Origin of the sequence: Colwellia sp. BRX8-5 (assembly GCF_014077325.1) — a bacterium.
GTDB lineage: Bacteria > Pseudomonadota > Gammaproteobacteria > Enterobacterales > Alteromonadaceae > Colwellia_A.
The window spans coordinates 32,042-58,415 of the sequence record NZ_JACGVR010000023.1; the positions used below are offsets into that span (position 1 = coordinate 32,042).

At 39.1% G+C, this 26,374-nt stretch carries 24 protein-coding genes; 18 read left to right on the forward strand and 6 right to left on the reverse strand.

Annotation, left to right across the window (positions count from 1 at the left end; translation table 11 throughout):
• Nucleotides 1-36 precede the first annotated feature (36 nt).
• From H4J62_RS14260 to H4J62_RS14305, 10 genes are all read left to right on the forward strand, one after another.
• Complete coding sequence (locus H4J62_RS14260; RefSeq protein ID WP_182217334.1) at nucleotides 37-342, forward strand: DUF1289 domain-containing protein; 306 nt, start codon at nucleotides 37-39, stop codon at nucleotides 340-342.
• A 598-nt stretch (nucleotides 343-940) separates the two neighbouring features.
• Nucleotides 941-2,167, forward strand: a complete 1,227-nt coding sequence (locus tag H4J62_RS14265; RefSeq protein WP_182217336.1) for an RNA-guided endonuclease TnpB family protein — start codon at nucleotides 941-943, stop codon at nucleotides 2,165-2,167.
• A gap of 178 nt (nucleotides 2,168-2,345) precedes the next feature.
• The gene (locus H4J62_RS14270) at nucleotides 2,346-3,770 is read left to right on the forward strand and encodes an amidohydrolase (RefSeq protein ID WP_182217337.1); all 1,425 of its coding nucleotides are present in this window, start codon (nucleotides 2,346-2,348) and stop codon (nucleotides 3,768-3,770) included.
• A gap of 11 nt (nucleotides 3,771-3,781) precedes the next feature.
• Nucleotides 3,782-5,050, forward strand: a complete 1,269-nt coding sequence (locus H4J62_RS14275) for an amidohydrolase family protein (protein WP_182217364.1) — start codon at nucleotides 3,782-3,784, stop codon at nucleotides 5,048-5,050.
• Between the two features lie 316 nt (nucleotides 5,051-5,366).
• Nucleotides 5,367-6,242: a D-hexose-6-phosphate mutarotase gene (locus H4J62_RS14280; RefSeq protein ID WP_182217339.1), complete on the forward strand. Its 876-nt coding sequence runs from the start codon at nucleotides 5,367-5,369 to the stop codon at nucleotides 6,240-6,242.
• A gap of 121 nt (nucleotides 6,243-6,363) precedes the next feature.
• Nucleotides 6,364-6,903, forward strand: a complete 540-nt coding sequence (locus H4J62_RS14285; RefSeq protein ID WP_182217340.1) for a hypothetical protein — start codon at nucleotides 6,364-6,366, stop codon at nucleotides 6,901-6,903.
• A 3-nt stretch (nucleotides 6,904-6,906) separates the two neighbouring features.
• Nucleotides 6,907-8,517 (forward strand): GMC family oxidoreductase, encoded by a 1,611-nt coding sequence (locus tag H4J62_RS14290; protein ID WP_182217342.1) that lies wholly within the window; start codon nucleotides 6,907-6,909, stop codon nucleotides 8,515-8,517.
• A gap of 1,313 nt (nucleotides 8,518-9,830) precedes the next feature.
• The gene (locus H4J62_RS14295; RefSeq protein ID WP_182217344.1) at nucleotides 9,831-10,121 is read left to right on the forward strand and encodes an OadG family transporter subunit; all 291 of its coding nucleotides are present in this window, start codon (nucleotides 9,831-9,833) and stop codon (nucleotides 10,119-10,121) included.
• Between the two features lie 10 nt (nucleotides 10,122-10,131).
• Complete coding sequence (gene oadA, locus H4J62_RS14300; RefSeq protein ID WP_182217346.1) at nucleotides 10,132-11,901, forward strand: sodium-extruding oxaloacetate decarboxylase subunit alpha; 1,770 nt, start codon at nucleotides 10,132-10,134, stop codon at nucleotides 11,899-11,901.
• Nucleotides 11,902-11,907: 6 nt separating this feature from the next.
• Nucleotides 11,908-13,038 carry a sodium ion-translocating decarboxylase subunit beta gene (locus H4J62_RS14305; protein ID WP_182217347.1) on the forward strand — a complete coding sequence of 377 codons (1,131 nt, stop codon included), beginning with the start codon at nucleotides 11,908-11,910 and terminating at the stop codon, nucleotides 13,036-13,038.
• A gap of 127 nt (nucleotides 13,039-13,165) precedes the next feature.
• Here the strand turns inward: H4J62_RS14305 and H4J62_RS14310 are convergent, their stop codons facing one another.
• The 3 genes from H4J62_RS14310 to H4J62_RS14320 all read right to left on the reverse strand — a co-directional run bounded on the left by H4J62_RS14310 (nucleotide 13,166) and on the right by H4J62_RS14320 (nucleotide 14,965).
• Nucleotides 13,166-14,011, reverse strand: coding sequence for a transporter substrate-binding domain-containing protein (locus tag H4J62_RS14310; protein ID WP_182217349.1), 846 nt, complete (start codon nucleotides 14,009-14,011; stop codon nucleotides 13,166-13,168).
• Nucleotides 14,011-14,682: a pyridoxamine 5'-phosphate oxidase gene (gene pdxH, locus H4J62_RS14315; RefSeq protein ID WP_182217366.1), complete on the reverse strand. Its 672-nt coding sequence runs from the start codon at nucleotides 14,680-14,682 to the stop codon at nucleotides 14,011-14,013. Before pdxH ends, H4J62_RS14310 begins: the two co-directional genes overlap by 1 nt.
• A gap of 115 nt (nucleotides 14,683-14,797) precedes the next feature.
• Nucleotides 14,798-14,965, reverse strand: coding sequence for a PA3496 family putative envelope integrity protein (locus tag H4J62_RS14320; protein WP_157470838.1), 168 nt, complete (start codon nucleotides 14,963-14,965; stop codon nucleotides 14,798-14,800).
• 214 nt (nucleotides 14,966-15,179) lie between these two features.
• Here H4J62_RS14320 and H4J62_RS14325 point away from each other — a divergent pair, with 214 nt between their 5' ends.
• Nucleotides 15,180-17,402 carry a GNAT family N-acetyltransferase gene (locus H4J62_RS14325; protein ID WP_182217350.1) on the forward strand — a complete coding sequence of 741 codons (2,223 nt, stop codon included), beginning with the start codon at nucleotides 15,180-15,182 and terminating at the stop codon, nucleotides 17,400-17,402.
• Here the strand turns inward: H4J62_RS14325 and H4J62_RS14330 are convergent, their stop codons facing one another.
• Both H4J62_RS14330 and H4J62_RS14335 read right to left on the reverse strand, forming a co-directional pair.
• Nucleotides 17,403-17,660 (reverse strand): hypothetical protein, encoded by a 258-nt coding sequence (locus H4J62_RS14330; RefSeq protein ID WP_182217352.1) that lies wholly within the window; start codon nucleotides 17,658-17,660, stop codon nucleotides 17,403-17,405.
• Nucleotides 17,651-17,881 (reverse strand): hypothetical protein, encoded by a 231-nt coding sequence (locus H4J62_RS14335; RefSeq protein ID WP_182217353.1) that lies wholly within the window; start codon nucleotides 17,879-17,881, stop codon nucleotides 17,651-17,653. Before H4J62_RS14335 ends, H4J62_RS14330 begins: the two co-directional genes overlap by 10 nt.
• A 179-nt stretch (nucleotides 17,882-18,060) precedes the next feature.
• Here H4J62_RS14335 and H4J62_RS14340 point away from each other — a divergent pair, with 179 nt between their 5' ends.
• The 4 genes from H4J62_RS14340 to H4J62_RS14355 all read left to right on the forward strand — a co-directional run bounded on the left by H4J62_RS14340 (nucleotide 18,061) and on the right by H4J62_RS14355 (nucleotide 21,338).
• Complete coding sequence (locus tag H4J62_RS14340) at nucleotides 18,061-18,975, forward strand: ABC transporter ATP-binding protein (RefSeq protein ID WP_182217355.1); 915 nt, start codon at nucleotides 18,061-18,063, stop codon at nucleotides 18,973-18,975.
• Between the two features lie 5 nt (nucleotides 18,976-18,980).
• Nucleotides 18,981-19,985, forward strand: coding sequence for an ABC transporter permease (locus H4J62_RS14345; RefSeq protein ID WP_182217357.1), 1,005 nt, complete (start codon nucleotides 18,981-18,983; stop codon nucleotides 19,983-19,985).
• A 229-nt stretch (nucleotides 19,986-20,214) separates the two neighbouring features.
• Nucleotides 20,215-20,955 (forward strand): transporter substrate-binding domain-containing protein, encoded by a 741-nt coding sequence (locus H4J62_RS14350; RefSeq protein ID WP_182217359.1) that lies wholly within the window; start codon nucleotides 20,215-20,217, stop codon nucleotides 20,953-20,955.
• Entirely contained in the window at nucleotides 20,952-21,338 is a 387-nt protein-coding gene (locus tag H4J62_RS14355; protein WP_182217360.1) for a YbaN family protein, read from the forward strand. The genes H4J62_RS14350 and H4J62_RS14355 overlap by 4 nt, the downstream gene beginning before the upstream one ends.
• 10 nt (nucleotides 21,339-21,348) lie before the next feature.
• Here H4J62_RS14355 and H4J62_RS14360 read toward each other — a convergent pair whose 3' ends face one another.
• Nucleotides 21,349-21,948: a DUF4202 domain-containing protein gene (locus H4J62_RS14360; protein ID WP_182217362.1), complete on the reverse strand. Its 600-nt coding sequence runs from the start codon at nucleotides 21,946-21,948 to the stop codon at nucleotides 21,349-21,351.
• Nucleotides 21,949-22,239: 291 nt separating this feature from the next.
• Between H4J62_RS14360 and H4J62_RS14365 the strand changes: the two genes are divergently transcribed.
• From H4J62_RS14365 to H4J62_RS14375, 3 genes are all read left to right on the forward strand, one after another.
• Nucleotides 22,240-23,877, forward strand: coding sequence for a CTP synthase (locus H4J62_RS14365; protein ID WP_070374523.1), 1,638 nt, complete (start codon nucleotides 22,240-22,242; stop codon nucleotides 23,875-23,877).
• Between the two features lie 158 nt (nucleotides 23,878-24,035).
• Nucleotides 24,036-25,334 carry a phosphopyruvate hydratase gene (gene eno, locus H4J62_RS14370; protein WP_182176046.1) on the forward strand — a complete coding sequence of 433 codons (1,299 nt, stop codon included), beginning with the start codon at nucleotides 24,036-24,038 and terminating at the stop codon, nucleotides 25,332-25,334.
• 487 nt (nucleotides 25,335-25,821) lie between these two features.
• Nucleotides 25,822-26,019, forward strand: coding sequence for a helix-turn-helix domain-containing protein (locus H4J62_RS14375; RefSeq protein ID WP_259364816.1), 198 nt, complete (start codon nucleotides 25,822-25,824; stop codon nucleotides 26,017-26,019).
• Nucleotides 26,020-26,374: the final 355 nt, after the last annotated feature.

A 26,374-nucleotide genomic window follows, 5' to 3' on the forward strand; every position in this document is an offset into this window, starting at 1 on the left:
TATGTATAGGCTTTTTAAGTTTGGCCGAAGGTTTTTATGCAATTAGAGTTTTTTGATGTTCCCAGCCCTTGTATGGGTGTGTGTCAGTCTGATGAAAAAGGCAATTGTCTTGGCTGCTACCGTACGCGTGAAGAACGCCAAACGTGGATAAACTTAACGTCTGATAACAAACAAAAAGTGGTTAAACGCTGCTTGCAACGCAAAAAACGTAAAAATGCCAAACCGAAAGTTAAAGTTATTCCAACCCAGATAGAAACGCAACAACCTTCGTTACTTGATCCCCAATCAAAAGCAAAACCAGATCCCTCAACAGATCTTGATTTTGGTGACTTTGAACTCTAAGACAATCATTCTGAAGAGACCCTTGAGCCTAGAAAATGTTCTGTCATCCTGAACGAGCACCGTCATCCTTCACAAATAACTCAGTCAGAAATGAACATCATCACCTTTCACGAATAATTCATCTAAAACGATCCGCATTGGAACTCGTTTCAGGATCTGTACTTGCTCTACAAAGACCAGATACTGAAATAAATTCAGCATGACGGCAATAGTGTAAAGCGAGCTCCGTTATCCTGATACAATCTCCGTCATCCTGAACTCGTTTCAGGATCTGTACTTGCAACCACAAAGACCAGATACTGAAATAAATTCAGTATGACGGCAAGAGTGTAAAGCGAGCTCCGTTATCCTGATACAATCTCCGTCATCCTGAACTCGTTTCAGGATCTGTACTTGCTCTACAAAAACCAGATACTGAAATAAATTCAGCATGACGGCATGGGAGTGAGCAAAATCCAAAAGGCAAATTATCTATGTGCTTTTAGTATCTGAAATACGCTTATTTATCGCTACCGTCGAGAATACTCGGTACTTCAGTGCCGAGATGAATCGATAATATCTTGACGATCTCCTGCTTATACAGTAGTCTATACAGTATATGAAAAGGACGCTAAGATACAATTATCGGCTCAAACCAACAGTAGACCATGAAGTTAAACTTGTAGAGTTTGGCTCATATGCGCGTGGGTTGTGGAACTTATTGCTATCTGAAAATATGCGTCGTTATCGCTACGATAAAACGTTCTTGTTTTACCATGAAATGGCGGGGTTAATTCGCGACTTGAAAAAGTTCGAAGAATTCTCGTGGCTTAAAGCCTTTGATTCTGCGGCATCACAACAGGTAGCCCGTGATCTAGAAACTGCTTTAAAGAACGCATTTACCAAAGGTCGACTTCAGCAATTTCCAACGTTTAGGGTGAGTTTTAAGCAAAAGAAACTGCACGATGATAGCTTTCGATGCGTCAATAACTCCAATTGTATCCGTATTGAAAATGGCTCAATCAGCATCCCTAAAATTGGTAAAGTACCGATTGTTTTACATCGAAAATTAGTGAGTAAAATAAAGACGGCTACGGTTCTATTTAAGCACGGAAAATGGTACGTCTCACTCACACAAGAAGTTGAGTGTAAGAGCGCAAAGCAAGTGCTATCAACGCTTGTCGGGTACGATATAAACAGTCAGCACACCGTTGTTGGCTCTAATGGGTTGTATGTTAAAAACCCTAAAGCTTTTAAAAAAGCATCAGTGAAATTAAAGCAAATTCAAGTCCAGTTGAGCCGTCGAAAAAAAGGCTCTAATCGCTGGCACAAAACAAAATCACGCTTAAACAAAATTCACGGAAAAATCTCTCGCCAACGCCTCGCGTTCGCTCACGAAACAAGCTGTTTGATAGCCAAGAGTAGCGATATTATCGTGTTTGAGGATTTAAACGTGAAAGGAATGCAGCAGTTTAATGGTCAAATGGTTAACGATAATGTGATGGGTATGATCACGGAATTAACCAAGTACAAGGCTGAGTTAAATGGTGCTGTGTACCATGAAATAGGTCGATTTGTGAAATCGTCGGGCATTTGTTGTGAATGTAAGCACGAACATAAATTCGATTTAAGTGTGAGAAGTTTCGCGTGTGAAAGCTGTGGCACAGTGCAATGCAGAGATTTGTCTGCGGCTATATCAGTGGCAGATACGGGCGAAAAAGATTTAATGGCTAATGGAATATTAGTTAGGGCGTTGCCCAAACCTCAGCAGAAATCACCTTCTAAAACGAAAGTCTTTGAACAATCAAAGTTTGGTTTGGGATCTGAGAAAAAAGAAGCAGCCTAATCTAGGTTTGCTGAAGCTCGGTACTTTAGTGCCGAGTAGTTCACTTGCTTCATTCTCCATTCATCGTGAATGTATAACCATTGGACGTAATTGGCTCAGGTTCACTTGCCGTATTGTTCAAATCATTTTATTGTTGACTATTAAACCCCAAAATAATAATCCGCACAGGAAGCATTAAATGCATATCAAGCAAAGCATCGCGCCTACGTTGTTGGCGCTTAGCGTATCACTCGCGTTATCTGGCTGTTTAGAGTCTGAGCAGCAAGACCCAAAAGTGTCTATTAATAAAAACCCTTATCCGAGTACTTATCAACCTCTACCTAAGCAAACGACATTAATCAAAAATACCACGGTATTAATTGGTAATGGTGAGCGTTTTGATAATGCTGATGTGTTGATGACTGATGGAAAAATATCTCAAGTGGGCAAAAATTTGTCCGCTGCGGGTGCTGTCGAAATTGATGGAACAGATAAATGGGTTACGCCTGGTGTTATCGATGTGCATTCGCATTTAGGGGTTTATCCAAGCCCTTCGGCTGAGTCACACTCAGACGGTAATGAAATGAGTTCGCCCAATACTTCTGAAGTTTGGTCTGAACATAGTATTTGGCCACAAGATCCTGGTTTTAATGCTGCCCGTGCTGGCGGTGTTACTACAATGCAAATTTTACCTGGCTCGGCTAATTTATTTGGTGGCCGTGGTGTAACGCTTCGTAATGTATCAAGCCATACGATGCAAGGCATGAAGTTTCCAGAAGCGCCTTATGGTTTAAAAATGGCTTGTGGTGAAAACCCTAAGCGTGTTTACGGTAGCCGTAAAATATTACCCTCAACTCGTATGGGTAACATGGCAGGTTACCGCATGGCTTGGGCAGAAGCGACTGAGTATAAACATGCCTGGGAAAAATACGACCGTGACTATGAAGCGGGGAAAAATCCTTTAGCGCCAGCACGAGATTTAGAGCTTGATACCCTTCGTGGCGTGCTTGACGGTGAAATTTTAATTCACAATCATTGTTACAAAGCTGAAGAAATGGCGATGATGATTGATCTGGGTAAAGAGTTTAATTACCAGTCAGGGACTTTTCATCATGCGATTGAAGGTTACAAAATTGCTGACTTATTAGCTGAAAATGGAAACTGTGCAGCCATGTGGCCTGATTGGTGGGGTTTCAAAATGGAAGCTTACGACATGATCCACGAAAACGTTGCGGTTGTTAACGCAGTGAAAAACTCTTGTGCGATTGTTCACTCAGACTCAAACAGTACTATTCAGCGTTTAAACCAAGAAGCAGGTAAAGTAATGTACCGTGCTAACGAAAATGGTTTTGCCTTGAAACCAGCAGAAGCGATTCGTTGGATCACCTTAAATGCAGCTAAATCTTTAGGAATTGATGATAAAACGGGTAGTTTAGAAGCGGGTAAAAATGCGGATGTAGTGCTTTGGAATCAAAGTCCTTTCAGCGTTTATGCACAAGCTGAACAAGTATTTGTTGATGGTGCAAAAGTGTATGACCGTTTTGATGATAAATACCAAGCAACAAGTGACTTTATGTTAGGGCAAGCTGAAGTTCCGGCTTTACCTAAAAAGGGAGGGCAGTAATCATGAAAAAAATTAAGTTATTTAAAGCCTCGTTAGTTGCACTTGCTTTAGCGGCAATAAGCCATGCTAACGCAGAAAGTTTAGCAATAACCAATGCCACTATTCATACGGTTACTGAACAGGGCGTTTTAACAAATGCCACGGTTGTTATTGATGACGGAAAAATTGTTGCGATTAACCCTGAAAAAATTGTTGCTGATGTAACCTTCGATGCGATGGGGAAAATACTGACACCGGGTTTAATTGGTTCAATGAATACATTAGGTTTGGTTGAAGTGAGTGCAGTATCACGAACGCGTGATGCTAGTGATAAAAAAGCGGACATCACTTTTGATGCATCAATCGCTTTTAACCCACGCTCGACGGTTGTGCCTTATACACGCAAAGGTGGTATCACCAGTAACGTTTCAGTGCCTAGCGGTGGTGATAGTATGTTCAAAGGGCAAACCTTTGTAACAGACCTCTCAGGCGAGTTTGACAGTGTTTACATTAAAGAAAATGCCGTCATCATAGATCTTGGTGCTAAAAGCAGTGGTTCACGCGCTCTAAACCTACAAAAACTGCGTTACACGCTTGAAGATGCCCAAAAGGCCTTAACCAAGGCTGCTGAAGACGCTAAAACAGCGAAAAAAGATAAAAAGGCTGACGAGAAGCAAAAAGAACCAAAAGAATTAAAGCGTGATGAAAAAATTATCAACGCCTTATTAGCCGGTGATAAACCGCTTGTAGCTTATGCCGACCGCGCCACAGACTTACTCGAATTACTAAAACTAAAAGCTGAATTTAATCTTGATTTAGTGATTGCTGGCGGTGCTGATGCGATATTAATTACCGAGCAATTAGCTGCAGCAAAAGTCCCTGTTATATTTGGTGCTTTAGATAACTTACCGAGTAGTTTTGATTCGCTACATTCTTCACTAGACAATACGGCGAAATTAACCCAAGCAGGTATCAATGTTGCTTTAGCGATAAGCGACGCACATAATTTGTATCAGCTGCGTTTTGAAGCGGGTAATGCAATTGCTAATGGTTTAACTAAAGACCAAGCACTTGCCGCTGTTACTGCCAATGTTGCCGATGCTTTTAATATTAATGCGGGTCGTATTGCCGTTGGTAAAAAAGCCGACTTGGTTTTATGGAGTGCTGACCCTTTCGAGCTTAGTACGAAAGTAGATAAAATGTGGATTAACGGCAAAGAGACCTCAACGCAGAGTCGTCAAGACAAACTGCGTAAACGCTATACCACTGAGAGCGATATGCCAAGAGGTTACACGAAGTAACCCTTTTTGGCAGTTTGCTATTAGATAGCGAAAGGCATTAAACGATAATTCGTTTAATGCCTTTTTTTTGCGCTTTGTTGTTTAGCACTTTTGCCGTGATGCTGAGTTTATTTCTCTTGTCGTGATGCTGAATTTATTTCAGTATCTGGTCTTTGTTGTTACAAGTACAGATCCTGAAACAAGTTCAGGATGACGGTGTTGGTATTAGGATGACGAAGTAGTGTTCAGGATGACGAAGTAGTATTCAAGATGACGGTTATTTATATTATCGTTATAATGATTTATTTATTACTTTCTAAATACCGCTTGAGGTTGTATGTCATCAATTATTGCTGAAAATGAATTTGGTCAAATTAAGCAAGTTTCGCTTACCGATCAGATAAATGCACTAGAAATTATCCATAATACTTGTACAGCAAAAATAAGTTTATATGGTGGTCATGTTCTCGCTTGGCAACCCGCTAACCAAAAACCAGTGTTTTGGCTAAGTGATGACGTTATTTTTGAACAGGGAACGCCTATTAGAGGTGGGATCCCTTTATGTTGGCCATGGTTTGGTCCATATCAAGCACCTAGCGGTGAAAAAGCGGGTAATCATGGTTTTGCTCGTCAACGAAATTGGCAACTTGATGATGTGATCGTTGCTAAAGACAGGGTTACGGTAACTTTATCTTTGTCTGGAGAAAATGAGCACCCATTATGGCCTCATCAATACCAATTGAAGCAGCAGTTAATTTTTTCTGATCAATTTGAACAAAAATTATTTATTAGTAACTTATCATCCAAGGCGTTTGAATATTCAGCGGCATTACACAGTTACTTCGCCGTTAGTGCACCAGAAAATATTACGGTAGCACCGTTAGCTGAGTTTCCCTTTGATGACAAAGTTACGGGTAAAGAACAGCAGCTTGCTGCTTTAGAAAATTGTCTGGGTGAAGTTGATCGTATTTATTACACTAACCAACAATGCTTAATCGAAGATAAACAATGGCAAAGAACGCTTAATGTATCGTCAACAAATTGTCAGCAGTGGGTTTTATGGAATCCCGGCGTTGAGGTTGCTCAGCGAATGAAAGATCTTCATGTTGGCGCTGAAAAAGAATTTGTTTGTTTAGAGGCAGCTAATACTGACAGGCAAGTTGTCCAAGTGAATGAGACCGTGATGATCGGGCAGAAAGTCACGCTAACATAAACACATCAAAAACAGCACTCAATTTAAGCCACTAGACTTTGTCGCTATTATCCTTTATCTTTTGATGATTAATTAACAGGTAATACCAGTTGGTATTATCTTTTATAATTTTGGTGGCTGTGTGAATACAAGTCGTAGAGAATTCTTTAAAGTTAGTCTGCTTGGCAGTGCCATCTTGTTGGTTGGCAGTAGCTTGTCTGCTATAGCACTAGCCAACCCAAGTACAAAAAACCTACAAAAATTTGATTTTCTTCAAGCATCTGATGCTGATTTTTTATTAGCGCTTGCCCCTGTTATGTTAAAGAGTAACTATCCTGGTGTATTAGCTGAAGACGCTGGAGTGCGCTTATTAATGGCTGTTGACCAACAAATAATTACTTTAGGTGAACACTCCCAAAAGCAATTACGGCAGCTGTTTGATTTAATGTCATCGACGACATTTCGTTATCTTGTTGGTGCACCGACCAGTGATTGGAACGCAACCCCAGCGAAAGAAATTGAAAGCTTTCTACAAGGTTGGAAAAATAGCCTATTTTCATTAAAACGTACTGGCTACGCTTCTTTAGGTAAGCTGATTATTATGAGTTGGTATGCTCAGTCAGAAAATTATTTACAAGCGGGATACCCAGGCCCTCCCAAAATATATCCATCGCAGGAATAAAACGTGAAAATAGTCTCTGAAATTCGTGGTATTAGCGATCCGTACTCAGCAAATAAAGCGATCACTAAGCAAACGGTCAATGCTAATCAGCTAGATACCAATATTATTAGTGCCGATGTCATTATTATTGGCACTGGGGCTGGTGGAGGCACAAGTGCTGAAATACTGGCGCAGGCAGGGCTAAAGGTGTTGATGATAGAAGAAGGGCCATTAAAGTCGACCCGTGACTTTAAAATGGATGAACGAACTGCCTATGCCGATTTGTATCAAGAAAATGCTGGGCGAGCCACAAAAGATGGTGGCATTGGTATCTTGCAAGGGCGCTGTGTTGGCGGAACTACCGTAATCAACTGGACCTCAAGCTTTAGAACACCGTCACCAACGCTAGATTATTGGCAAAAAACATTTCAGGTAAAAGGCTGTAGCAGCAGCGATATGGTCCCTTGGTTTGAACAAATGGAAAAGCGCCTAAATGTCACGCCATGGCAAGGTGGAGCGAATGAAAATAATGCGGTGCTAAAAGAGGGTTGTGAGCAACTCAATATTCCATGGAAAGTTATTCCGCGCAATGTCAAAGGCTGCTGGAACCTAGGTTACTGCGGTATGGGGTGTCCGACCAACGCAAAACAATCGATGCTAGTTACCACTATTCCAGATGCGCTTGAACATGGCGCCACATTACTTTATCAAGCTCGTGTCGAACGGTTAATTATTGAGAATAATAAAATAACAGCCGTAGAATGTTTTGCGCTCGATGATAATAAGAAAAAGACAGCGAAGAAAATCATCGCCAAAGCACCTTATATTATTTTAGCAGCTGGTGCGATTAACGGCCCAGCACTGATGTTACGCTCTAAAGCGCCAGATCCGAATAATCGTATTGGTAAAAGAACCTTTTTGCATCCAACTGTTTTCTCCTTTGCTCAATTTGATAAAGAAATATCGCCCTTTTATGGTGCGCCACAAACTATTTATAGTGATCATTATCAATGGCAAAATGGTGCTACTGGGCCGTTAAGTTATAAGTTAGAGGTACCGCCATTACACCCGGCTATGTCATCAATTATGTTAATGGGCCACGGCACTAAGCATGTTGAGGATATGGCAAAGCTGAATAATACCCATGCAATGTTAGCCTTATTACGTGATGGCTTTGACGCTGATAGTGAAGGCGCTGAAATAACGCTTTCTGATGACGGTAGCCCGATTGTTGATTATCCGATGAATGATTATTTATTTGATGGGGTTAAACGCGCTTATTTATCTATGGCTGAAGTACAGTTTGCTGCTGGTGCTAAAAGAGTTCGCCCCGCACATCAACACGGACAATGGTTTGAAAGCTTTGAGTCTTTTAAAGCCGGTTTTAATGAACTTGAGCATAAAGTCAGTAACAACTTAATTGGTAGCGCTCACGTTATGGGAGGCTTAGCGATGGGTGAAAACAAAGCACTATGCTTAGTTGATAGTGATTGTAAGTACCATTATTTAGATAATTTATGGGTATTTGATGGTTCTGTTTTTCCTACATCTATTGGTACTAACCCGCAACTTTCTATTTATAGTTTAGTTTGTAAACAAGCGACCAAACTTGCTAAAAAATTGAATGAATTATAAAGGTTTTATTTTTGGCGTTAGACAAGAAAACAACTAAACTTACGATGAAAAATAGACCGAATTATAATTATTAGCACAATTTTAATCATGCTGAATTGATTTCTCTTGTCGTCATGCTGAATTCATTTCAGTATCTGCTTTTTGTTCTAAGTACAGATCCTGAAACAAGTTCAGGATGACGGAGTTGTGTTCAGGGTAAGGCTTTGTGAGCAAGATGACGGTGCTTGCTTTACGCTCTTGTCGTCATGCTGAACTTGTTTCAGTATCTGCTTTTTGTTCTAAGTACAGATCCTGAAACAAGTTCAGGATGACGGAGATGTGTTCAATATGACGGTGTTGTGTTCAGAATGACGGAGATTATTCAGGATGACAGTGCTCGCTTAACACTCTTGTCGTCATGCTGAATTTATTTCAGTATCTGTGTTTTTGGTTCTAAGTACAGATCCTGAAACAAGTTCAGGATGACGGAGATGTGTTCAGGATGAAGGTGTTGTGTTCAGGGCAAGGCTTTGTGAGCAAGATGACGGTGTTCGCTTAACACTCTTGTCGTCATGCTGAATTCATTTCAGTATCTGTTTTTTTGGTTCTAAGTACAGATCCTGAAACAAGTTCAGGATGACGGTGTCGTGTGCAATATGACGGCTTTGTGTTTAGGATAACTGTGTTCGCTTTACGCTCTTGTCGTCATGCTGAATTCATTTCAGTATCTGTGTTTTTGGTTCTAAGTACAGATCCTGAAACGAGTTCAGGATGACGGTGTCGTGTTCAATATGATGGTGTTGTGTTTAGGACTACGGTGGTTGTTAAGGGTAACAGTGCTCGCTTAACACTCTTGTCGTCATGCTGAATTTATTTCAGTATCTGTTTTTTTGGTTCTAAGTACAGGTCCTGAAACAAGTTCAGGATGACGGATATGTGTTCAGGGTTATGGGTGGCATTCAGGGTTTTTGGCTGGGGTCTCTTATGTTTACTTTGTTCAAAATAGCTATTCAATACACATGCTAAAGCAGTTGATTATTTGTTAATTAAACCCCCTTTATATATTTATGCACATATTTAGAATAAACGAAAGCTATATGTATATTGTATATTATACTGGTTTTTATCTCGCTAGCTCAGCAATATAAGAATACTATATTGTATACAATATGGTAAATATACAGTTTTTTCTTAATAAAACGCTAAAAATACTGAATATTTACTCTAATCTAGATTGACACGAAATTATTTTTATGAAACTGCAATAATTAGTTTGCTTTTTAGGCATTGGAGTGATTATTCTAATAAAACTTTTTGTTTGAATGAGACTTTTCATGGAACACCTAAACCAATTATTTGTAGAAGCAGGCACGTTAATGTTTGCTGGCATGGTCTTCGTTTTTATCTTTTTGGGATTAATGATTGTTTTTATTAATGTCGTTTTAAAACGCCTCGCCATCAAATTTCCAGATGCCGTTATCCAAACAAGATCTACCCGCTCAAATCAAAAAACAAAACAAAATGTTGATGGTGTTTCACCTAAAGTGGTGGCAGCAATTACTTCTGCTGTATCGCAATACCGAAAACAACATAATCAACCCTTAAGCAACCATAAAACTAAATAGGAATAAACTCATGACAAAGCCATTAGGTATCACTGAAGTTGTTTTAAGAGATGGTCATCAATCATTGCTCGCCACTCGTTTACGCCTTGAGGATATGTTACCCATTGCGCCAAAACTTGATGAAATTGGTTTTTGGTCAATCGAGTCTTGGGGTGGTGCTACGTTTGACTCTTGTATTCGCTATTTAGGTGAAGATCCTTGGGAACGTTTGCGCGCATTAAAAAAAGCGATGCCAAAAACTAAACAACAAATGTTATTTCGCGGTCAGAATATTTTAGGTTACCGTCATTATGCTGATGATGTGGTCGAGAAGTTTGTTGAACGTGCTCATGTTAACGGTATTGACGTGTTTCGCATTTTTGATGCAATGAATGATGTACGTAATTTACAAACAGCGATTAAATCAGCAGTAAAAGTCGGCGCTCATGCGCAAGGCACATTAAGCTATACCGAGAGTCCAGTGCATACTCTTGAAGGTTGGCTGACGATGGCTAAGCAGATTGAAGATATGGGCGCGCATTCTTTATGTATCAAAGACATGTCTGGTCTATTAAAACCTTACGACGCTGAAGAATTGATTGGTCGTCTAAAAGAAACGGTCTCTTTACCTATTGCTTTACATTGTCATGCGACCACAGGTTTAAGTATTGCTACTCACATGAAGGCTATTGATGCCGATGTAGATGTTATCGATACGTCTATTTCTTCAATGAGTATGACTTATGGTCATTCACCGACAGAAACGATTGTTTCGATAGTTGAAGGTACCAAACGAGATACCGGTTTAGACATGGTTAAGCTTGCTGAAGTTGCCACTTACTTTCGTGAAGTTCGTAAAAAGTATGCCAAATTTGAAGGTAGCTTAAAAGGTATCGATGCGCGTATTTTACTTGCACAAGTTCCTGGCGGCATGTTAACAAATATGGAAATGCAGTTAAGAGAACAAGGCGCTGCAGACAAGCTTGATGAAGTATTAATTGAAATTCCAAAAGTAAGAAAAGATTTAGGTTATATCCCATTAGTGACACCAACCTCGCAAATTGTTGGTACGCAAGCGGTATTAAATGTATTGACGGGTGAGCGTTATAAGTCAATCACTAAAGAAACAGCCGGTGTTTTAAAGGGTGAATATGGCGCAACTGCCGATAAAGTTAATGCCGAATTGCAAGCGCGTGTTTTAGATGGCGCTGAAGCGATAACTTGTCGTCCTGCTGATTTAATTAAACCTGAACTTGATAATCTTACTGCAGAATTAGAAGAACTTGCTAAAGAGAAACAGATTGATTTAGCCGATGAAGTGATTGATGACGTTTTAACGTATGCATTGTTCCCGCAAATAGGACTGAAATTTCTAGAAAATAGAAATAACCCGGATGCATTTGAACCTGTGCCTACGATTGAAGATGCGGTAGCAGCCTCTGCACCCGCTAAAAGTTCAACTGCGCCAGAAAGTTATGCCGTTAGTGTTGATGGTCAGGTGTTTGACGTCGTTGTAGGCCCTGGAGGGGATATTAGCCAAATTACTCAGCCTAGTAGCAGTCAGTCATCAAAACCGTCCTCATCAACTTCTGAAGCGTTAAATGCACCACTTGCTGGCAATATATTTAAAGTGTTAGTTAATGAAGGTGATGAAGTTGCAGCCGGTGAAGTTGTTATCATTATGGAAGCAATGAAAATGGAAACTGAAATTCGTGCAGTTAACTCAGGTACCGTCACTTCAGTGGATATTAAAGAAGGCGATTCTGTAACTGTTGGTCAAGCTTTATTGAGTTTAGGATAGATAATAATGGATTCGTTAAATAAACTTTGGTTGTCTACTGGCTTAGCTAACTTCGAGTCAGGTCAGGTGATCATGATGATAGTTGGCTGTTTGCTACTTTATCTTGCAATAGCACGTAACTTTGAACCGTTATTGTTATTACCTATGGGCTTTGGTGCGATATTAACCAATATACCATTAGCTGGATTTTCAGAAGTTGGTGGTTTATTACATTTCATCTACTATGCGGGTATTGATACGGGGATATTCCCGTTGATTATCTTTATGGGGGTGGGTGCAATGACCGACTTTGGCGCATTAATCGCTAACCCTAAAACCTTATTGCTTGGTGCTGCTGCCCAATTCGGTATCTTTGCCACCTTATTTGGTGCTATTGCTTTAAACGCAATACCGGGTATTGAATTTACGCTTAAAGATGCATCAGCTATTGCTATTATTGGTGGTGCAGATGGTCCGACAGCGATATTTTTAGCATCAAAACTAGCGCCAGAATTATTAGGTGCTATTGCTGTTGCTGCTTATTCTTACATGGCTTTAGTGCCAATTATTCAGCCACCTATTATGCGCGCATTAACCACTGATGCTGAACGTAAAATTGAAATGGAGCAATTACGCCCAGTAACAAAAATTGAAAAAATAGTATTCCCGTTAGGTGTTCTCATGATGACTATTTTCTTTTTGCCATCAGCAACACCTTTAGTTGGCATGTTCTGTTTGGGTAATTTGATGCGTGAATGTGGTGTGGTTGAACGATTAAGCTCAACAGCGCAGAACGAGTTAATTAATATCACCACCATATTCTTAGGTTTAGGGGTTGGCTCTAAATTAAGTGCCGAAGCCTTTTTGAATATAGAAACCTTAGGTATTTTAGGTTTAGGTGCCGTGGCATTCTCAATTGGTACTGCTTCTGGGGTATTAATGGCTAAGTTAATGAATAAACTTTCATCAACACCTATTAATCCTCTCATTGGCGCTGCCGGTGTTTCAGCAGTACCTATGGCGGCACGTGTTGCTAATAAAGTGGGTCTGGAAGCTAATCCACACAACTTCTTATTAATGCATGCGATGGGGCCTAACGTTGCTGGTGTGCTTGGTTCAGCGGTTGCGGCAGGTATCTTACTGGCATTAGTGGGATAGGAATTGCGGTACGCTTAACGCGTTAACTAACAAAAACGGGAAGCTTTGCTTCCCGTTTTTTTTCATTTTAGCTGCGCTAATGCCCAGGTACGACAACAAATGACATCTTTGCTAGCTTAGCTATCTTTTACTCAATTATACCGTTATCAGGCAATTGGGCGTAAGGAGCTATTTTTTTAAAGTAGTGAGCGGTATCGTCAGACAGCAAGGCATCTAATTGTTTTTTTAGCTTTGCTCCTACTGCATCGTTTGCAACAGCAAGACTTGCTGCAATAACTTTAAACTTTTGATAATAAATTTTTTGTGGGCTTTCTGGGGAGTTGAATTCTGTTGGAACTTTGGTGGAGAGGTCGTCTTGTAATTCTTTAATCGTTGACATCATAGCAACCCGCTCGAAAAGTATCACTTTAAGTCTCCCGCGTGCCATCATCATAATTAATTGCGCTAAACTGCTTACTTCAACAAACTTTTCTCTGGGAACTTGCGCTAATTCAGCGAAAAAATCAGCATTACCAATTAGCGTACCAATGCTCCCTTCGGGCAAATTTTTGATGTCAAAGTTAGCGGGGGATGTTGAATAAAGATCAACGGTAGTGTCAAAGTGCCAAGATAACTCTTGTGCGTATTGGTAAAAGCTTTCTGTTTCACTATCTTTAGGCGTTAAACCTACCATGTCGATACGGTAACTTTTTAATTCCAGCTTCGCCCGAGCATAGGTCATTATTTGATAATTAAACGTTAGTGTCGAATTTTCTTGCAGGCCATTAAGCATATCAATAACAAAACCACTGCCGTCTTCGTTTACTAAAGGAGGAAATGGCTCCAACCCAACTAAAATATTAGTAGGGTTGGCTAATGATTTAACGCTAAATAAAGCACACAAAACAGCAACACCGACAACTTTATATAACACTGATATGTTGTTTGAAATAGACATCTTATAAATACTGTTTGAATGTTTAAATATAGCCATTAAGGATTCAATTTAAATTGATGCCATAGTACCTTTTTGTCATCTTGATTTTGCTCTGGTTCAAAGCAAATACGGTCATGTAAACGATTAGCTCGACCTTGCCAAAATTCAAGATAATGAGGTTTTATTCGCCAACCACCCCAAAATTCAGGTAAGGGAACTTCTTGGCCAGCAAACTTTTTAGTGTAATAAGCTTCGCTCTGCTTTAATGCTTCTTTACTCGCCAGTGGTGAGCTTTGCTTTGACGCCCATGCGCCAATTTGGCTACCGCGGTCTCTGCTATGAAAATACTGTTCTGATTGTTCAGGCGTTACTTTTTCTACTCTGCCTTCTATCCTGACTTGGCGTTGCAGTACATTCCAATGAAATAATAAGGCTATCTTATTATTCTCGTTTAAATCTTGGCTTTTTCGGCTGGCGTAATTAGTATAAAAAACGAAACCATCGTCATTAAACTCTTTTAACAACACCATACGTGAGCTAGGTTGACCGTTTTGATCGCAACTGCTGACAGACATAGCTTCAGGTAATAAAATGCCTGATTTTTTTGCGTCATCAAACCATTGGCCAAACAATTCGATGGGTGTTGTTTGTTCAGAAATATCGGGCAGTGGTAAGGCAACACCTTGACCAAATGTTAATAAGCAGCGTAATTTTTCAAATAATGTCATAACGGTAAATTTAAATGATGTAGGGAGAATAGGTTCGTTAGATAGTAGCATGAATGTTTTATCTGACAATAAGAGATTATCGGCTTAATGCAATCAAAAGTTAATGCAGTGATGACTATATTTCCCAATCATCACTGAAGTCTAATGCTTCACGAAGGCGTTTTTTTTCAAGCAAATCATCGATACGTTTACGCACCTTGCTATTTTTATCTGCTTTTTTACCGGTGGCGAGATCTTTGTCGTAGTTATCAGACTCGTCATTTGCTTTATATTCATCTGCCATTATCGTGTTTTTCTCACGGTTAAGTGTTTTTATTAATAAGGATTAATTTCAAGATAGGCAACAACTGAGAAAATTTCAATAAATTAGCTTAATCGCCTACTATTAATGCCATTATTTTTAGTAAATAACCGCAGATAAAAATAAACTATTTGAATTGCGGGAGCACATTGATAAACTGCTTTCACTTTAGTTTTACTGAATTTAGCGCCTGCTTATGTCTAACCGTAATTTCGTCGAATGGCTTGAAGAAATGCAATGTCAGGCTTTGACCAAATTTCAGCGACAACTGGTGTTACTGGTCGGTGATGCTTGCTGGGTCAAACAGTTACTGCAACTTAATGAACAAAACCAGAGTAAAGACGCTTGGCTGGTGTTTAGTCACCACCCCGAAATTTCTGCTACGATCAACAACAAACACTTTGCTCAGCAACTCGGTAGTGAGCATAGTCGAATATTATTTTCAGGTGTTGAAAATAGCGACTGTTCTGCGCTTAATAGTATCAATTTGGATGCTTTTGCGGCGCTCTCTGGCACGCTAGTCGCTGGCGGTGTTATGTGTTTATGGCTTGAAAAACCATTAATACAAGCGATTGAGCAAACAAAGAAAGCTTCACTTAAGTATTTTTATCGACAACTACTCGACAATAAAGCCTTAATTACGATTACACAAAGTGACGAGCAAACGTTTCCGTTGTTAGATGGTATAGCACCAGTAATATCGACCGTCTCTAGTGATTTTTTATATCAATGTAAAACCAAAGAACAACAAATAGCTGTTGAACATATTATTAAGGTCAGCCGAGGTCATCGAAACCGCCCATTAGTGTTAACCGCTGATCGTGGTCGTGGAAAATCATCAGCGCTTGCTATTGCTTGTGTTGAGCTCATTGCAAATAACACCGCTATGGGCCATGAAAAAATTAATATAGTTATTACCGCACCCCATGTTCGTTCTTTATCGGTTTTTTACCGCCAACTTGCTTGTTCATTAGCGGCACTTGGCGAAAAATTTGACTATGCTAATACCAGCAAAACCGCTTTGGTTCACCCCTTGGGTTCGATAACTTTTGTTGCGGTCGATCAACTTATTCGCCGCGATGATCCATTGAATATTTCGCTATTACTGGTTGACGAGGCAGCTGCCATTCCGGTGCCTTTATTAACAAGTTTAACGGCTCTTTTTTCTCGTGTTGTTTTTTCAAGTACGGTTCATGGTTATGAAGGAGCAGGGCGCGGCTTTACGGTAAAGTTTCAACAAGCGTTAACAAAGCAAGTGCCGCAGTGGCGAAGCTTTCATATGCATCAGCCTATTCGCTGGCGTCAAGACGATCCGTTAGAAGTCTTTGTTTTTGAAAGTTGTTTACTCAACGCCAAGTTAACAGAATTGCCGTTACTAACTCAGCCTGTAACCGAAATTTCTTTGAATAAAGCAACCTTAAGCCAATCATCAACAGTGCAGTTGGCTAAAGAATCGTTATCTTTTAGCCAAGTGTCATCAACGTCGTTGATTGAAGACACGGCCTTATTAAAGCAAGTTTTTGCTGTGCTGGTCACCGCTCATTACCAAACGTCACCGAACGATATTACGCTATTACTTGATAATAAAGCGCTACAATTATTTGTCGCCAAATTAGGTGATGATATTGTCGGTGTTGCCTTACTTCTTGAAGAAGGGTGTAATAAAACAGCCGATATTCAAGCGATAGCAACAAATCAACGTCGACTAAAAAATCAGTTTATTCCCCAATCTTTATTAACTCATTGTGGTTTTAGTGAAAGTTTTAGTTATCAATATTTGCGGGTTTTACGCATAGCTATTCATCCACAATATCAAGGGTATGGTTTTGGCCGTTGTTTTGTTAAAGCGCTAGAAAATTTTGCAAAAAAGCAGCAAGTTGATTTTATTGGCGCGAGTTTTGGTGCCAATGCGCAGTTACTTAAGTTTTGGCAAGATGCTGATTATCAAATTGCTCGAATAGGTTTTACTAAAGACCAAGCCAGTGGTGAGCATTCCGCGCTGGTGGTTTCTGCAATGAGCGACCGGGGGCAATTTTTTGAACGAAAAATTGCCAGTGAATTTTATAGTTCATTCGATTATTTACTCACCGATGAATACAAAGGTTTATCGCCTAAGTTAGTGTGGCAAATATTACATCATTGCCCTGATAAAAGTTTACCGCAGTTAAGCGCCCATCAGCTGAGCAGCATTAGCGATTTTATTCAACAAAAACGCCAGTTTAGTCATTGCGTAAAAGCGTTACATTATTGGTGTCTTTTACACTGTAAAGAAAATTATCAAGCAAGTATACTCGTGTTAATCGAGCGTATTTTACAGAAAAAGCCCGTTGATGAAGTATGTAAGAATCATCAGTTAACCGGTAAAAAAATGCTAAATCAGGCATTAATTGACTACATTGCGCAGGCTCAAGCGCAATAGCTATTCAATCTGTTGTTGCCAAAATTTAAGCATAGTAAAATAATGGCAAGGCTGACTGGCGAAAGCGGTGAAGTCGTCATGTTTGATAAGGCGAGTTAAATAATAGCTGATCACCTTTGCTAATTCATTACTGGGATGCTGCGCATAAGTTTTGGTTAATACGCTCAACCAATCTTCTATTTGATAAAGCTCACTTGAATATGCAATAGCGCAATGAATACTATCTTTGTGAGAACCCGCGGAATAAGTTAACGGCATCTTGATTGCTCTCCCTGTAAGCTGCTTAGTAAGAGTGATTGCCACAATGTTTTACGCGCAGCATCATCTAAGCACCTGCACTCATTACCGGGCAAAGCGCCAGACAAGATTAACTTTTCTAATAATATGATGGGTAATTCAACTTTTGCCTTTTCAGTGTGTATGTGGTGATAATTGTCTTGAATATTTTTTCTATTGATAGAATATTGTTGCGCACCCATGATGAAACTCCTTTGCTTTGTCGATAACGTTAGATTTAATTTAATGTAATAGTTGCCACAATGCAAATGATAATTATTATCATTTGCATTGTGGCGGTATTTTATTGTTTTTAGTGATGTGATCTTTACACAGATCCCATTACAATAATGAGCAAGCATTAGGTATTATTAGGAAAGTTATGACACAGAGTCAGCAACGGGTTGGTCAAACAAAAAACGATGTTATTGAAGTTAATCATTTAGTTAAAAGTTATAAAGGCGTGCAAGCGGTTGATGATATTAGTTTCACCATTACTAAAGGACACTGTTTTGGTCTGTTAGGACCAAATGGTGCAGGAAAAACGACGACCATTGAAATAATGGAAGGGATAATTCCAGCGACCAGTGGTGAAGTGCTTTACTCAGGAAAAAGCATAGGTAAGGATATAAGTCATCAAATTGGCATTCAATTTCAAAGTACTGCTTTGCAAGATTTTTTAACGGTACAAGAGACCTTAAATTTATTCACTGCATTTTATGACAACACCGTACCTCATCAGCAATTAATTGAGCTCTGTGGCTTAAAAGATTTTTTAGAGAGAGATAATCGTTTGTTGTCGGGTGGACAGCGCCAACGGTTATTATTAGCACTGGCGTTAATTAATGACCCCGATATTATTTTTCTTGATGAACCCACCACTGGGCTTGATCCACAGGCGAGACGTAATTTTTGGCAATTAATAAAAAATATTAAAGCCCAAAATAAGACGGTTATTTTAACCACTCATTACATGGACGAAGCGGAACAACTTTGTGATGAAGTAGTTATTATGGACAATGGTAAAATTATTGAAAGTGGCACACCTAATCGATTACTTGCCAAGCATTTTCAAGAGGTTTTTATTTATTTACCTCAAGAGCAAGTACCGCAGCCATTAATTGAAAAACATCAGTGGACTATCGAACACGAGCGGGTCGAAATAACGACGCAACATGTGGAAGAAACTATTAGCTTGTTAATTGCTGAGAAAATTCCATTAGAAGGTTTACAAGTAAAGTCTCCAAATCTTGATGACCTTTTTCTAAAATTAACCGGCCATTCGTTGAGAGAGTAAAATATATGAATTTCAAACGTTTTTTTGCGGTAGTCAAAGCCCGTAATATTGAATTTTTTCGCGATCGTTCATCGTTAGGGTGGAATTTATTTTTCCCTATTCTCATGTTAGCGGGTTTATCTTTTGTTTTTTCTGGTGACGGAAAAGCCGTTTATAAAGTGGGGGTTATCGACAGTAAAACCGTTCAATCGAGTTTTATGGAAACACGTTACGTTGACTTTATCGATTATCAAGATAAGGCGTTAGCAACCGTAAAATTAGAACAGCATGCTATTGATTTTTTAGTCGACTTTAGCCAAAAAAGCTATTGGGTTAACCAAGGTTCGCCAAACAGTTACCTGGTTGAAAAAATCTTTTTAGGACAACACAATAACTTTCAACGCTTAGAAACCTATGGGAAGAAAATTCGTTATGTCGACTGGGTTCTGCCTGGGATCCTTGGAATGAACATGATGTTTAGTTGCCTATTTGGTGTTGGCTACGTGATAGTACGTTATCGGAAAAATGCGGTATTAAAACGTTTAAAAGCGACACCGCTTTCAGCGTTTGAATTTGTATCAGCACAATTAGTGTCACGTATCTTTATTGTGATGTTTATGTCGAGTGTTGTTTATATTGGCTGTAATTTCTTTTTTGATTTTTACATGCTGGGCAGCTATTTTGATCTATTTATCATCGCAGTTTTAGGTGCTATTAGCTTAATATCTTTAGGTTTGCTGGTCGCGAGCAGAAGTAAGAGTGAAGAGCTTATTGGCGGTTTACTTAATTTGACCTCATGGCCAATGATGTTGTTATCAGGTGTTTGGTTTAGTTTAGAAGGTGCACCCAATGCGGTAAAAGTTTTTGCTGACTTTTTACCTTTAACTCATTTAGTGGCTGGAGCGAGAAAAGTGATCACCGAAGGTGCAACCCTAGCTGATATCAGTTATCACCTGAGCGCACTTTTGATTATGAGTACTATTTTTTTAGCGTTAGGCTCTTACTTATTTAGTTGGAATACCGAGCGATAATAGCGGTTGCTGTTTTATAGCGAGACCTATCAATAATTATACTAGGTCTCGTTGCGTGACAAAAACCATCGATAACCCCCCTCATCGTTAGGAGTGTTATCGATAATACCTCGCTGTTGAGCAAAGATAACCTTGTTATAAATCAGTGAAATTTAAAGTGCTTAAAAAATATTTTTTTATTAGATAAAATATATTATGCTTAATTCATAGCAGTTAAGGATAGTTATTAGTGATTTCCAATCGTGTGTTTATTAAGTTTATTTGCCTTTTAAGTGTGTTGTTTTACTGTAATACCAGTATTGCGACAGATATATTACGTGTCAGTATTCCTCAAATGCCAGTTCATGCGGTAAGTAAAGATGAAGGAGTTTTGGTCGATTTTGTTAAAGTGCTTGCCAAGAAACTAGACCAAAATATAGAAATTCAGATAGTGCCTTTTTCGCGTTCTATCTATTATGTTATTACTAATCAAGTTGATTTTCATTTACCCTTTATTAAGCCCAAAGCTGAGAATTCGCCTCAAGATAACTTTATTTATTCAGACGAAACTATTTTTCATGTCAACTTTGTACTTTATACCCATAAAGATAGGTTTGTTGATCTCACTAAACTGGTAAATTATAAGATTGAAACTGATGCTGCTCACCTGCCTTTTTTTAGTGAATTAAAGATGGGTTCTAGTTGTATCCTTTGTAGTTTAAAGAAAGTGCAGCATAAAATGACCGACGGTTATATTTTTGCTGATTCTTCCACCGATCCTCTTTTACGTGAAAATTTGCCGTTGTTAGCTGCTGTTAAACGTCAACTTTATAAAAAGTTTGAAGTTAAAACGGTTTTTCCTAAGACAGAGAAAGGACAAAGTCTTAATAAAGCACTTAGTGTAATTGTTAATGAAATGCGTTTGTCAGGAGAGCTACAGCAGTTATTATCCTCAGTTGACTTTATCTATAATGATTGGCAAATAGAATGAACGAACTGCTAGCACAGAAGCTCTTAAAACTTACTGGTTTGTTCTTTGTAGGTCTTGCTCTACTGGGTGTGGTATTGCCGATTCTTCCTACCACACCTTTTCTGTTAGTTGCGGCGAGTTGTTTTGCTAAGTCTTCGCCACGTATGAATAAAATATTACTTAGACATAAAGTTTTTGGCCCCTTGATTTACCATTGGCAAACATCAGGCAGTATTCCTAAAAGGGCTAAAACAATCGCTTTAAGTACTATTATCTTAGCCACCATGGGTTCTTGCTATCAATTAGACAATAACCTACTGCGAGTGTTGGTCATCGTTTTAGTTGCAGGGCCCTTTATTTTTCTATGGCGTTTACCTCTTTCAGCAGAGGAACAGCAAACTTAACTGTTAATTATTAATCAGCGAGTGCTTTACCCACTAAGGTCGCTAAATGGTTAGGTAGTGTTAATGAAAGTGCTATTTCGTGGCCACGCGCTGACATTTTTCCCCAAGTTTTCTTTACTATCCTTATGATTTTAGCTTCGTTGTCTGCTTCGGTATATTTAGCGGCAAAAGCGTCAAAGTAATATTGTAAAAAGACTAAGCAAGCGACATCCTCTAACGTTTGCGTGTTGGCATTTGTTTTGAGCTGTTCTTTTCTTAAAATACAAGCGGTCAATTCAGCCTCATGCGCAGAATAATCATTTTCTAACATTAATGACTTAGTGAGCTCAGCGTGGAACTTTCCTTGGGAAATCCGCCACTGATAATAGCCAGCTTTGCCTTCATCAAATTCGGTACGCTTTAAGTCCCAGCGTTTAATATGCTGTGCCCGCACAGCTATTTGTAATAATTCATTTGACTGAGGAAAATACTGCTCAAGACAAGAGGTCATGTATTGACCATAAAGTAATTCATTGGCTTGAGGATGCCCATTAACAAGTGTTTGATTGGGATCTTCACTATTTATTTTATCGATAGCACAAAGTACGGCGGTTAAACGAGATGAAGTCATAAAGGGTATCCAATGCCTAGGGTGAATTAAAACAATATGTTAGCTTTTTATCGATAAAATAAACACAGTGATTAAATATTTTTGTCAAAATAACAGAAATTGATCGGTAGATCATATTGTCGTGGTAGCTAGTTTTAAGTATAATGTTTTCCCGTCCTGCTAGGTTGGTGCGTTTTTCAAAATCATGACTAAACTTACCTCATTATTCGCTCATTAATTCGTGTAATAAGCCAGCAAAACAACTTAAGTAAAACACACAAAATTCCTGCTCACTCTGACTTTTGGTATCACATGACAACTAGATATATTTTTGTAACCGGCGGCGTTGTATCGTCTCTTGGTAAAGGTATTGCCGCGGCTTCTCTTGCTGCAATTCTTGAAGCACGCGGCTTAAAAGTCACAATGTTAAAACTTGACCCTTATATTAATGTTGACCCGGGTACGATGAGTCCTATTCAACATGGTGAAGTGTTTGTTACCGAAGACGGTGCGGAAACTGATTTGGATTTAGGGCATTATGAACGATTTATTCGTACCAAAATGACCAAGCTTAATAACTTCACCACCGGCAGAATATATCAAGATATTCTTGCACGTGAGCGCAAAGGTGAGTTTTTAGGTGCCACTATTCAAGTTATTCCTCATATTACTAACGACATTAAGCGTCGCGTTATTGAGGGTGCTGAAGGTTATGACGTTGCTATGGTTGAGATTGGCGGCACGGTTGGTGATATTGAATCACAACCTTTCTTAGAAGCTATCCGCCAGTTAGGTACCGAATTAGGACGTGAACGTGCGATGTATATGCATCTAACGTTAGTGCCTTATATTAAAACAGCCGGCGAAATTAAAACAAAACCAACTCAACATTCAGTGAAAGAGCTACGCTCAATCGGTATCGTCCCTGATATTTTAGTGTGTCGAAGTGAACGCACTGTGCCTGCTAATGAGCGAGCAAAAATATCTTTGTTTACCAATGTTGCTGAAAAAGCGGTTTTATCAATGCGTGACGTTGATAGCATTTATAAGATTCCGGCGTTACTTAAAGCCCAAGGTATAGATGAATTAGTGGTTAAACGTTTTGGTCTTGATGTACCTGCAGCCGATTTAAGTGAATGGGAAAAAGTACTCTATCAAGAAGCTAACCCTTTTGGTGAAGTTACCATAGGCATGGTAGGTAAATATATCGAATTACCAGACGCGTATAAATCTGTTAACGAAGCATTAAAACATGCCGGCTTGAAAAACCAAGTAACGGTAAACATTAAATACATTGACTCACAAGATCTTGAGAGCAAAGGAACTGATGTTTTAGGAACCGTTGATGCGATATTAGTGCCAGGTGGTTTTGGTATTCGTGGCGTTGAAGGAAAAATTTTAGCGGCGAAATATGCCCGTGAAAACAAAGTGCCTTATTTAGGTATTTGTTTAGGTATGCAAGTGGCGCTTATTGATTATGCCCGCAATGTTGCTGGTCTTACTGACGCTCATAGCACCGAATTTAACCCTGAAACCCCACATCCAGTGGTTGGTTTAATTAATGAATGGTTAGATGAAGAAGGCCAAGTTGAATACCGTCATGAAAATTCAGACTTAGGCGGCACGATGCGTTTAGGTTCACAATTGTGCCACCTTGTGAAAGGTACCAAGGCATATGACGTATATGGCAGTGAAACAATTTATGAGAGACACCGTCATCGTTATGAGGTAAATAATAACTACCGTGAGCAAATTAGCAAAGCTGGTTTGGTGTTCTCGGGGTTATCTACGGATAAAACATTAGTTGAGATGATTGAAATACCGGATCATCCTTGGTTTATTGCTGGGCAGTTTCATCCTGAGTTTAATTCAACTCCACGTGATGGACACCCATTGTTTGAAAGCTTTATTGCTGCTTCATTTGAGCATCAAAAACAGCAATCAAGTTAAACCTGAAAATTAATAAAACCGTAGCATAGTGCTGCGGTTTTGCTTTCTGGCATAATTATTTATGGCAAAATGTTTTATCAGTAAAATGTAAACTAAAAACTATTACCAACTTAATAGCGGTTCATTCGCTGTAGTGCACTCAATTTAAAGGAATTATAATGTCGAATATCAGTAAAATTATCGCCCGTGAAATTATGGACTCTCGTGGTAACCCAACCGTTGAAGCTGACGTTTTTTTAGCATCGGGTGCTTGGGGCCGTGCTGCTGCACCCTCTGGCGCATCAACCGGTTCACGTGAAGCGTTAGAGTTACGTGATGGTGATAAGTCTCGTTATTTAGGTAAAGGCGTATTAAAAGCGGTTGCGGCGATAAACAATGACATCCAGGCGGCATTGATCGGACAAAGTGCTTTAGAACAAGCCACTATTGATCAAATCATGATCGACTTAGACGGTACTGAAAATAAAGAAAAATTTGGTGCCAATGCTATTTTAGCGGTTTCATTAGCAAATGCAAAAGCAGCCGCAATGGAAAAGAAAGTACAATTGTTTGAACATATCGCTGATTTAAACGGAACACCGGGTCAATACTCATTACCTTTACCTATGATGAATATTATCAATGGCGGTGAACATGCAGACAATAATGTTGATATTCAAGAGTTCATGATCCAACCGGTGAGTGCTAAAAGCTTCAGTGAAGCATTACGTATGGGCGCTGAAATATTTCATGCCTTGAAAAAAGTATTATCAGCAAAAGGTTTAAATACTGCCGTTGGTGATGAAGGTGGTTTTGCACCTGATTTAGCCTCGAATGCTGACGCCTTAGCCGTTATTAAGGAAGCAGTTTCTGCTGCCGGTTATGAATTAGGTAAAGACATTACGTTAGCGATGGATTGTGCTGCTTCAGAATTTTATGATAGCGAGAAAGGCATTTACGACCTGAAAGGCGAAGGCAAGCAATTTACAGCTAACGAATTCTCTGATTTCTTAGCAACGTTATGTGAAGAATATCCTATCGTTTCTATTGAAGACGGCTTGGACGAGTCTGATTGGGATGGTTTTGCTTACCAAACAAAATTATTGGGCGATAAAATACAAATTGTTGGCGATGATTTATTTGTAACGAATACTAAAATCTTAGCACGTGGTATTGAACAAGGTATTGGCAACTCAATTTTAATTAAGTTTAACCAAATTGGTACCTTAACTGAAACATTAGCGGCGATTAAAATGGCGAAAGATGCTGGTTTTACTGCCGTTATTTCTCATCGTTCAGGCGAAACTGAAGATGCAACGATTGCTGATTTAGCGGTAGGTACAGCGGCAGGCCAAATTAAAACTGGTTCACTTTGTCGTTCAGACCGTGTTTCTAAGTACAACCAATTACTACGTATTGAAGAGTACCTTGGTGATAAAGCTATATTTAATGGCCTGTCAGAAGTTAAAGGCCAATAACGATTAAACTATGTTTATTTCTTCCTACCACGTTGTTAGAAGTACTCATTGACTATCGTCAACTCCGTGCGTCTGCCTAGTGGTAGTTTGAACTAACTCATATTTTAATGAGTTATTTTAGTTATAAATATAGTAGTTATAAATATAGTCATAAAAAACCACTCATTTGAGTGGTTTTTTATTTTTAGGGATAACTGATTTAGACAGTAGGCTAGTTTAATAACCTAGCTAAAGCATGTTTATTTCTTCCTACCACGTTGTTAGAAGCACTCATTGACTATCGTCAACTCCGTGCGTTTGCCTAGTGGTAGTTTGAACTAACTCATATTTTAATGCGTTATTTTTGTTATAAATATAGTAGTTATAAATATAGTCAGATAAAGCCACTCATTTGAGTGGCTTTTTATCAGCACCGTCGAGAAAACTCTGCCGAGATGAATCGATAATTTCTTGACAACATCTGCTTGTACAGTACGCTATACAGTATATGAAAAGGGCACTCAGATACAATTATCGGATCAAGCCAACAGTAGACCAAGAAGTTAAACTCGTAGAGTTTGGCTCATATGCTCGTGGGCTGTGGAATTTGTTGTTATCTGAAAATATACGTCGATATCGCTATGATAAATCTTTTTTGTTTTACCCTGAAATGGCTGGTTTGATTCGAGATTTAAAAATCCGATGAATTCTCATGGCTGAAATCCTTTGATTCTGCGGCTTCTCAGCAAGTCGCTCGCGACCTTGAAACGGCACTGAAGAAATTACTATGCCACCCATAATTACTTTCCGCAGTAATTACTATGCCACCCATGATAATGCTGCACAATAATAAGGCACTGAAACACCGCTATCCATTGGTCAGCAACAAGGCATGTACTTCATCTTGTAAGTCTTTGTATATCGATTTTTATAGATGTTGATTAAATGAATGAATTTCAGGCAAGCTTTACTTCTCCCCCAAGGTAGCTGTATTTTTCTTGCTGTTTTTGAATGTAGCTATGTTTACGCGCTATTCAAACAAGCTTGGGCATTTGCTTTAC

Excerpts from the sequence above, each read along its gene's own strand:
- H4J62_RS14265 (WP_182217336.1), top strand. The coding sequence starts at position 941 with ATGAAAAGGACGCTAAGATACAATTATCGGCTCAAACCAACAGTAGAC.
- oadA (WP_182217346.1), top strand. The coding sequence starts at position 10,132 with ATGACAAAGCCATTAGGTATCACTGAAGTTGTTTTAAGAGATGGTCAT.
- H4J62_RS14345 (WP_182217357.1), top strand. The coding sequence starts at position 18,981 with ATGAATTTCAAACGTTTTTTTGCGGTAGTCAAAGCCCGTAATATTGAA.
- eno (WP_182176046.1), top strand. The coding sequence starts at position 24,036 with ATGTCGAATATCAGTAAAATTATCGCCCGTGAAATTATGGACTCTCGT.
- H4J62_RS14355 (WP_182217360.1), top strand. The coding sequence starts at position 20,952 with ATGAACGAACTGCTAGCACAGAAGCTCTTAAAACTTACTGGTTTGTTC.
- pdxH (WP_182217366.1), bottom strand. The coding sequence starts at position 14,682 with ATGACATTATTTGAAAAATTACGCTGCTTATTAACATTTGGTCAAGGT.
- H4J62_RS14325 (WP_182217350.1), top strand. The coding sequence starts at position 15,180 with ATGTCTAACCGTAATTTCGTCGAATGGCTTGAAGAAATGCAATGTCAG.
- H4J62_RS14365 (WP_070374523.1), top strand. The coding sequence starts at position 22,240 with ATGACAACTAGATATATTTTTGTAACCGGCGGCGTTGTATCGTCTCTT.
- H4J62_RS14295 (WP_182217344.1), top strand. The coding sequence starts at position 9,831 with ATGGAACACCTAAACCAATTATTTGTAGAAGCAGGCACGTTAATGTTT.
- H4J62_RS14280 (WP_182217339.1), top strand. The coding sequence starts at position 5,367 with ATGTCATCAATTATTGCTGAAAATGAATTTGGTCAAATTAAGCAAGTT.
- H4J62_RS14270 (WP_182217337.1), top strand. The coding sequence starts at position 2,346 with ATGCATATCAAGCAAAGCATCGCGCCTACGTTGTTGGCGCTTAGCGTA.
- H4J62_RS14375 (WP_259364816.1), top strand. The coding sequence starts at position 25,822 with ATGAAAAGGGCACTCAGATACAATTATCGGATCAAGCCAACAGTAGAC.
- H4J62_RS14260 (WP_182217334.1), top strand. The coding sequence starts at position 37 with ATGCAATTAGAGTTTTTTGATGTTCCCAGCCCTTGTATGGGTGTGTGT.
- H4J62_RS14310 (WP_182217349.1), bottom strand. The coding sequence starts at position 14,011 with ATGGCTATATTTAAACATTCAAACAGTATTTATAAGATGTCTATTTCA.
- H4J62_RS14305 (WP_182217347.1), top strand. The coding sequence starts at position 11,908 with ATGGATTCGTTAAATAAACTTTGGTTGTCTACTGGCTTAGCTAACTTC.
- H4J62_RS14330 (WP_182217352.1), bottom strand. The coding sequence starts at position 17,660 with ATGCCGTTAACTTATTCCGCGGGTTCTCACAAAGATAGTATTCATTGC.
- H4J62_RS14320 (WP_157470838.1), bottom strand. The coding sequence starts at position 14,965 with ATGGCAGATGAATATAAAGCAAATGACGAGTCTGATAACTACGACAAA.
- H4J62_RS14340 (WP_182217355.1), top strand. The coding sequence starts at position 18,061 with ATGACACAGAGTCAGCAACGGGTTGGTCAAACAAAAAACGATGTTATT.
- H4J62_RS14335 (WP_182217353.1), bottom strand. The coding sequence starts at position 17,881 with ATGGGTGCGCAACAATATTCTATCAATAGAAAAAATATTCAAGACAAT.
- H4J62_RS14360 (WP_182217362.1), bottom strand. The coding sequence starts at position 21,948 with ATGACTTCATCTCGTTTAACCGCCGTACTTTGTGCTATCGATAAAATA.